Raw genomic sequence first — 5903 nt, 5'->3', positions numbered from 1 at the left:
AGTCACCCTGACCACTGACGGTTAAACTGCCAATTCACCCAATCTTATCTACTCTTGCCTACCTCAATGCTGCTTTTTTCGATGTTATATTTACTTTTCCACACATTCTTTAGATTGCATTAGCGTGTTGTTTTTAACGTTAATTTTTAAAAATGTTAGTGGCATCAAATTCTCATCCACTGACAGCATACTTTTATTTTCACGCTCTCTGTTTTTGAACCGTGATCACCCTCTTATTTCTCTTCCTATATAGTCATGAAATTTATTTTTTAAAATAAAAAAACACTTATTGAAAAATATTTTTCCATTTCGCTTGGCCCTTAGAATGTGCGATTACCGTCGCTTGATAGCTTGAGAAGGAGGTTAAAAGCGTATTTTTAGGGTGAATAAAAGAATAAATGCCAATTTTTATCTGTTTTTAGGGGGTTGAAGTGGTTTTTCAGCCTGCTTTGTTGCTTAAATCCGACATGGTTAACATTTATGCAACAATTGGGTTTTAAGCTGTAGCCTAACTAGATTTGAAAGATTACTATGAAGTTGTTCTTTTATGAAAATAATTTTTCACTTCTTGTTTCAGTCATGATTCATCTTTTTTATAAATTGAAGGTGGCCACTCAAGAAGGGTAAATAACAGCTTCTAATAGTCAATTGAGAGTGAGGTTTAGCTCTTCGTATTATTAGAACTTATGTTTATAAGTAAACTTCATTTTTAAACCCAAAGTACTATTTAGGAGAATCTTAATGAAAAAGTTTAAATTGTTAACTGCAGCGGTTATGTCAGTCGCATTAGCAGCACCACTTGCACTGACATCTATGACAGCCTCTGCAGAGCGTTATGTCTTAGTAAGTCACGCACCTGATTCAGATAGCTGGTGGAATACAGTAAAGAATGGTGTGACATTAGCGGGCAAACAAATGGGGGTTGACGTTGAATATCGCAATCCACCAACAGGTGACCTTGCAGACATGGCGCGTATTATAGAGCAAGCGACGGCTTCTAAGCCAGACGGTATTATTACTACGCTTGCTGACTTTGACGTATTAAGTGGTCCAATTAGAAGTGCAGTCGATCAAGGCATTAACGTGATCATCATGAACTCTGGCACACCAGAACAAGCGCGTGAAGTGGGTGCATTGATGTTTGTTGGGCAACCAGAGTTTGATGCAGGTTACGCAGCAGGTTTACGTGCAAAAGGTGATGGTGTTAAATCATTTGTTTGTGTTAATCATGCGATTTCTAATGCCGTAGTTGGTGAACGTTGTCGTGGTTTTGCTGAGGGCCTTGGTGTAAAACTGGGTGATTCAATGCTAGACAGTGGACAAGATCCTTCGGAAATTAAAAACCGTGTATTAGCTTACTTAAGCTCACATCCTAAAGTAGATGCCATCTTAACCTTAGGTCCTACTTCTGCTGATCCAACTATCTTAGCATTACAAGAAAATGGTTATGCTGGTGATATCTACTTTGGTACCTTTGACCTTGGTGAGAATATAGTAAAAGCCATTAAATCTGGCATCATCAACTGGGGCATTGATCAACAACCCTTCCTACAAGCTTACTTACCTGTAGTACTGCTAACGAACTATGACCGTTATGGAGTATTACCTGGTAACAATATTAATTCAGGCCCTGGCTTTGTAACTAAAGACGGCTTAGCTTTAGTTGAAAAATACGCGGGTGAATATCGTTAAAATCTAAATTAATAAGGCAGCACTATGATGGTGCTTGCCTTTAGCTAAAATCTTATCAATTTCAAAATTTTAGAGGCCAACAGATGAATGAAATCACATCAACCCAATCCATGAGCGACGCAAAACCGGAGAAACCTGTGAAAGAAACCCCAAAAGAACTAGGTAAAACAAAACCGGATGAGCGTGTTAAAAATAGGTCAAGTTTTCGACAAGCATTGATTAGACCTGAATTAGGCGGGATTTGTGGGACCATATTGGTATTTTTATTTTTCTTATTGACAGCAAGCGACTCGGGCATGTTTTCTGCTGCGGGTGTCATGAACTGGTCAGTTGTTTCATCGCAATTTATTATTATTGCTGTAGGTGCTTGTTTATTAATGATAGCTGGTGAGTTCGACTTATCAGTTGGGTCGATGATTGGGTTCAGCGGCATGTCAATTGCGCTACTCTCCGTCGTTTTTGGTTTACCGATGTGGGTGGCCATTATCGCTACGTTCATTTTATGCATGGCCATTGGTGCATTAAGTGGTTGGTTAGTGATTAAAACTGGATTACCTAGTTTCATCGTTACTTTAGCTTTCTTATTTATTCTTCGTGGTTTAACTATCTTTGCTGCAATTTCTACCACCAATAAAACTATTGTCGGTGGCATTAAAGATGCTGCAGAAGGCGATTGGCTTGCCCCTGTATTTGGCGGCAAAGTATTCACTGGTTTATTTCAATGGATGGGTGATAACGGTTGGATTGAAACCTTTGAACGTGGTTTCAAAAAAGGACAGCCGGTTGTAGAAGGTATCCCAATGTTAATGGTTTGGGCTGTAATATTACTTGTATTCGCTCATTGGTTATTAACAAAAACAAAATTTGGTAACTGGATTTTCGCTTCTGGTGGTAATGCACAAGCGGCCACTTATGTTGGTGTTCCAGTTAATCGCGTTAAAATCTTAATGTTCATGTTTACGGCATTTTGTGCCTGTGTTTTTGCAACATCACAAGTTATTGAGTTTGGCTCAGCTGGTGCGGACCGTGGTCTATTAAAAGAGTTTGAAGCCATTATTTCAGTAGTTATTGGTGGCGCATTATTAACCGGTGGTTATGGTTCAGTTATCGGTGCTGCGCTAGGTGCAATTATTTTCGGGGTAGTACAACAAGGTTTATTCTTTGCTGGTGTTGAAAGCTCTCTATTTAGAGTATTCCTCGGCGCAATCTTATTATTTGCAGTAATACTGAATACTTATATACGTCGCATGATCACAGGGGAGAAATAGTATGAGCAAACCAATTATTGAAATGAAAAAGATAGAGAAACATTTTGGATCTGTAATTGCGCTCTCTGGTGTGTCCTTGAAAGTGATGGCTGGCGAATGTTTATGTTTATTAGGCGATAATGGCGCGGGTAAATCGACATTTATTAAAACCATGGCTGGTGTGCATAAACCGTCTGTAGGTGAAATTTACTTTGAAGGTAAAGAGATGGACTTTGATTGTCCTCGCGATGCCATCAACGCAGGGATTGCAACGGTTTATCAAGATTTGGCAATGATTCCGTTAATGTCTGTAGCACGTAACTTCTTTATGGGTAATGAGCCAACTAAAAAAATTGCAGGTATTAGTTTCTTTGACCATAAACTTGCTAACGAAGTTACCATGCGAGAAATGAAAAGTATGGGCATCCACCTACGCTCAGCCGATCAAGCGATTGGTACCTTGTCAGGCGGTGAACGACAAACAGTCGCCATTGCACGTGCGGTACATTTTGGCGCTAAAGTGCTTATTCTGGATGAGCCAACGTCTGCGCTAGGGGTTCGCCAAACAGCGAATGTATTAGCCACTATTGATAAAGTACGTAAACGTGGCATTGCCGTGGTATTTATTACCCATAACGTACGTCATGCGCTTGCGGTAGGTGATCGCTTCACAGTATTGAACCGAGGCCACACATTAGGCACAGCAAAAAGAGGTGAAATAACGTCTGAAGAGTTGCAAAACCTAATGGCCGGCGGTGCAACGCTTGCAACAATAGAAGGTTCACTAGCAGGCACTATTTAACCTTAATTATATTGATGCCCAAACTGGTTGGCCTGGTTTGGGTATCAATGATTATATCTGCACGCTCTTAACCTCTCGCCTCGATCAAAAACTCACATTGTTACTAAATTCTTATTTCTCCTTTCAATAATATAGCTTTTCAAACTAATCCGTATTTCTGTTATTAATACAGAATTATTCTATCTATCCACATGACGAAGATTTGATTGTTTATTTTAAGTGATTGTTTCTAGGTTTAATAAGCGTATCGTTGACTCAATTTTAACAAATTAAGATATTCCGTCTATTTGCTGGAAATACGGGATTATTTTGTATAAGAAGCTGTTATGCGTCTGTGTATTTATGGAGGGTATATGTCTAATATTGAAAAATTTTCAGAAACGGATCTGACACAAGCACTTGCTTATTCGGGGTTTATTCTTGTCGCATTCGAACTGGTAAAAAGTATCATAGTAAGTCCTATCAAAGCTTTTTATGAAGATATTACTTTTGCTGAAGGTATGTATTTCAAATCGTATGAAGATGATGTTTTATCTAGGCATAAGAACAACTTTGAAGCTTGCTTGTTATACCTTCGAGATTTCATGGAAGCGATTGATGAAGAGGATTTTTTAACTATTCAAGCATTGCGAACGCACCGAAATGAATTAGCGCATGACCTTCCAAGTATGCTTGGTAACCTTGACGTAAAAAGTCACTTTTTGCTATTAGAGAAAACAAATAAAGCATTATTTAAACTTAGTAATTTTCGAGTGTATATGGAAATAGGTAGCGATCCTTATTTTCAAAACAAAGGTATTGACTGGGAAACTGTAAAAGGAGCTGAGTATATGCTTTTTGAAGAAATACTTGGTAAAGTAAGTGTATTAAAAAATAGTTATAAAAACGCATAACAAGAGTTTTAAACGGAACTAAAACAGTGGGCTAGGTTTCGCTTCGCTACACATTATAACCCACTTTTTTAGTCCACTTAAGCAGGCGTTGGTATGACTTCCCACGTCAATATAAATATTACTTTTCCCTGCTCAGTATATTTAGAGCCTTATAGTTTTCTCTGTTATTAAGAGAATTAACGTACAGAATGAAGCAAGTAATTTCGTCGGTTATCATGCTGATATTCGTGGATTACTAACCTATTGGTTAGCAGCGCCTACCTTACTTATTTCGTCGTGGCACCTGTCTTCAGTCTATGTTCGTGGTTCAACGATAATACACCTCGTTGCCTGCATAACGCCGTCGGTGGTTGTGCCACACCCGATGCTTGATTCTATACGCTAATTCAAAACTTTTATTCATGCGGGTAACCTAGCAATACGTGATCTTATATCTACAGGGCTTAACACGACTTCTCGTGAAATGGCCCATATATATGCAGCCATCTCTCTTGCGATAGCTGTTACCACAACATTACGATGCTTACCTTTATGCATTAACCGTTGGTATCGTCGACATAAACGGCATTGAGCTTGCCAGGCAATATCAGTGATCTGTTTCGGTAACCCTTCTTGTCTTAATTGCATCTCTTTTGAAATATTTGCGTTGTATTTATAAGTATGTGCACCTTCGACCAGTAGTCTTCTTGCACGGCTATTACCGCATTTAGTAATAGCACCAAGTCGCCGTTTACTACCACTTGAATGTTCGCTTGGCACTAAGCCAAGGTAACTCATTAGTTTTCTTGGATGATCAAATCGAGTTAAATCACCTAGTTCAGCAATAACACCCGTTGCAACTAAAAGCCTGATACCTCGCATCGCTTGTAGTGCTTTAACAACAGGGTAATAACGCCAATTCTTAACCTGATGCGTTAACTCATTATCAAGACGTTTCAAGCGCTGTATTCTCTCTGTAATTGTAAGTACAGCTTCTTGTAACACGATTTGCTGACAGGGTGAGGGCAGAATCAATTCAGCCAACCATCTCAGGTGTTGAGATGACCAATTATCTTTTATTGTGGTATTTATGTTATTGCGTAAAAGGAGTGCTTTAAGCTGATATTTTGCATCTTTGAGATCCTTCATGGTTGTTTCGCGTGCGCGAGAAAGATCCCGCATCGCTTCATCTTCTGGCTCAGGTACGTAAATAGGTGTAAGGTCTTCAGATTTAAGTAACTTTGCAAGATTCAATGCATCACGTTTATCTGTTTTTACACGGTCGCCAGG

5 protein-coding genes are annotated in these 5903 nt (G+C 39.0%); 4 read left to right on the top strand and 1 reads right to left on the bottom strand.

The genetic code is table 11. The features are described 5' to 3' along the window. The first annotated feature begins 741 nt into the window (after positions 1-741). From H5084_RS18960 to H5084_RS18945, 4 genes are all read left to right on the top strand, one after another. A complete protein-coding gene (locus H5084_RS18960; RefSeq protein ID WP_182692198.1) occupies positions 742-1692 on the top strand; it encodes a sugar ABC transporter substrate-binding protein in 951 nt (316 codons plus the stop codon). A gap of 137 nt (positions 1693-1829) precedes the next feature. After that, positions 1830-2960: an ABC transporter permease gene (locus H5084_RS18955; RefSeq protein ID WP_310735774.1), complete on the top strand. Its 1131-nt coding sequence runs from the start codon at positions 1830-1832 to the stop codon at positions 2958-2960. A gap of 1 nt (position 2961) precedes the next feature. Then, positions 2962-3741: an ATP-binding cassette domain-containing protein gene (locus H5084_RS18950; protein WP_182692197.1), complete on the top strand. Its 780-nt coding sequence runs from the start codon at positions 2962-2964 to the stop codon at positions 3739-3741. 353 nt (positions 3742-4094) lie between these two features. Further along, a complete protein-coding gene (locus H5084_RS18945) occupies positions 4095-4634 on the top strand; it encodes a hypothetical protein (protein ID WP_182692196.1) in 540 nt (179 codons plus the stop codon). A gap of 399 nt (positions 4635-5033) precedes the next feature. Here the strand turns inward: H5084_RS18945 and H5084_RS18940 are convergent. Further along, positions 5034-5903 (bottom strand): IS110 family transposase (locus H5084_RS18940; RefSeq protein WP_182692195.1); only part of this gene is annotated, 870 nt, incomplete at its 5' end.

The sequence above is a fragment of the Psychromonas sp. SR45-3 genome (genome assembly GCF_014163575.1).
Lineage (GTDB): Bacteria > Pseudomonadota > Gammaproteobacteria > Enterobacterales > Psychromonadaceae > Psychromonas > Psychromonas arctica.
The sequence above is the reverse complement of the archived record's forward strand: the minus strand, read 5'-3'. Positions and strand labels throughout refer to the sequence as shown.